This window comes from Nocardia farcinica (assembly GCF_029867845.1).
In the GTDB taxonomy this organism is placed as follows: Bacteria; Actinomycetota; Actinomycetes; order Mycobacteriales; family Mycobacteriaceae; genus Nocardia; species Nocardia farcinica_A.
Map to the genome: position 1 here is coordinate 1 of NZ_JARWRU010001182.1, position 1,927 is coordinate 1,927.

General features: G+C 72.0%; 2 protein-coding genes and 1 pseudogene. 2 read left to right on the top strand and 1 reads right to left on the bottom strand.

The features are described from left to right. Positions 1 to 170: 170 nt before the first annotated feature. Positions 171 to 860: a DUF3043 domain-containing protein gene (locus QH283_RS26325; RefSeq protein ID WP_280505626.1), complete on the bottom strand. Its 690-nt coding sequence runs from the start codon at positions 858 to 860 to the stop codon at positions 171 to 173. 253 nt (positions 861 to 1,113) lie between these two features. On the opposite strand from QH283_RS26325, the gene QH283_RS26330 reads away from it, so the two are divergent. Continuing rightward, positions 1,114 to 1,479, top strand: coding sequence for a HesB/IscA family protein (locus QH283_RS26330; protein ID WP_280505627.1), 366 nt, complete (start codon positions 1,114 to 1,116; stop codon positions 1,477 to 1,479). Between the two features lie 174 nt (positions 1,480 to 1,653). Next, positions 1,654 to 1,927: pseudogene (locus tag QH283_RS26335) on the top strand (hypothetical protein); the annotation flags it as partial.

Sequence of the window (1,927 nt, forward strand, 5' to 3'; positions counted from 1 at the left end):
CCGCAGGCCCGGGCGGAGCGGCCGGACGGAACCAGGGCGGCCAGGTCACGGGTGCCCCGGTCACGGAAGTCCCGGGGACGACGGTCTCGGGGACGACGGTCTCGGGGACGACTACGGCCGCCCCTCCGGTGGCCGAGCGGCCGTGGACAGCCGGGAGAGCGGATGACGGATCAGACGGCGTCGCCGGGGCCGACCCGCGGCTTGGGGGCGCGCAGCTTGCGGATCTGCGAGGCGCGCACGAAGGCGTACCAGCCGAGCTTGAAACCGGTGTCGGTGGTGTCGGGGAAGCGCTCGATCACCCGGTTGTTGACCAGCTTGCCGAGGATCACGCCCTCGATCGCCATGAACAGCATCATCACCAGCATGACCAAGGTCACGATGGTCTGCAGGCCGGGCGCGGCGAACATCGACAGGATCAACAGCAGCGCCATCGGCATGAACAGGCCCGACAGGTTGCGGCGGGCGTCGACGATGTCGCGCACCATGGCGCGCACCGGCCCCTGGTCGCGGGGCAGCAGATACTTCTCCTCGCCGGCCAGCATCTTGGCGCGGCGCTCCTGGACGGCGGCCTTGCGCTCGGCCGCGGCCGCCTTGCGTTCCTCGCGGGAGAGCTTGGGGCCCTTGGTGGCCTTGCGGCGGGCCCTGGCCTCCTTGGCGGTCAACGGCGCGGGCGCGACGGGGCCGCGCCTGCGGCCCTCGGCCTCACGGCGCTTGGGGGTGGGGCGGCCCTTGCCCGGGGTGACCTTGCCCGGAGTGGCGGCGCCCGCCTTGGTGGTGGTGACCGATCCGCTCTGCGCGTCCGCCGTGGACTCGGCGGTCGCGTCGGTGGTGCCGGCCTGGTCGCGACGGAACAACTTCACGCCGACCAGGCTATTCGATGGCGTGTCGGGCGGGGAAACCCGGTCACTTCGGACGAGCTGGACCAGGGCCCGCTCGGCGGCGGTCGGGCGCCTGCCGATGGCGCTCCCGGCGGCCGCCGCGGCGACCGTGTCGTGGCGCGGTCTGCGGCCCGTCGGGCCGCAGTGGCAAGATGGGGGATACGAGAGGGGAATACCAGCCCGCCTCAGTGGCGTTGTTGCATCGGGTTGACCTCAGCTGTCTATAGGAGCGTTCATGACTGTGCAGAACGAGACCGTGCAGAACGAAACCACGACTCACGGCGTGATCCTGACCGACGCCGCGGCGAGCAAGGCCAAGGCGCTGCTGGATCAGGAAGGCCGCGACGACCTGGCGCTGCGCATCGCGGTGCAGCCCGGCGGCTGCGCGGGCCTGCGTTACCAGCTCTTCTTCGACGACCGCACCCTCGACGGCGACCTGACCGCCGAATTCGGCGGCGTCACCCTGGCGGTGGACCGGATGAGCGCTCCCTACGTGCAGGGCGCCTCGATCGACTTCGTCGACACCATCGAGAAGCAGGGCTTCACCATCGACAACCCGAACGCCACCGGCTCCTGCGCCTGCGGCGACTCGTTCAACTGACCGGCTGACCACCGACCGAGCGAGGTCACGTCCCCCGGCGCAGGCGCAGGCGTCCGCCGGGGGTTCCGGCACGAGGTGACTCCGATCGGCGGGCGGATGTTGATACCGTGAGAACGGGGACCGGTATCACCGGCCCGTGCCCGCTGCCGCCTACCGTTGAAGGGGCCCCGCCTCGTGTCTATCGCCGTGTCCGCGTCCATCGCGACCGACCATCTCATGCGTTTTCCCGGACGGTTCGCCGATGTGCTGCTGGCCGATCAGCTGGCCAATGTGTCGCTGAGCTTCCTGGTCGACGACCTGCAGATCCGCCGCGGCGGTGTCGCGGGCAACATCGCTTTCGCCATGGGCGTGGTGAACCGCACGCCCCGGGGGGGGGGGGGGGGGGGGGGCGGCGGGGGGGGGGGGTGGGGGGGGGGGGGGGGGGGCCGGGGGGGGGGGGGGGGGGGGG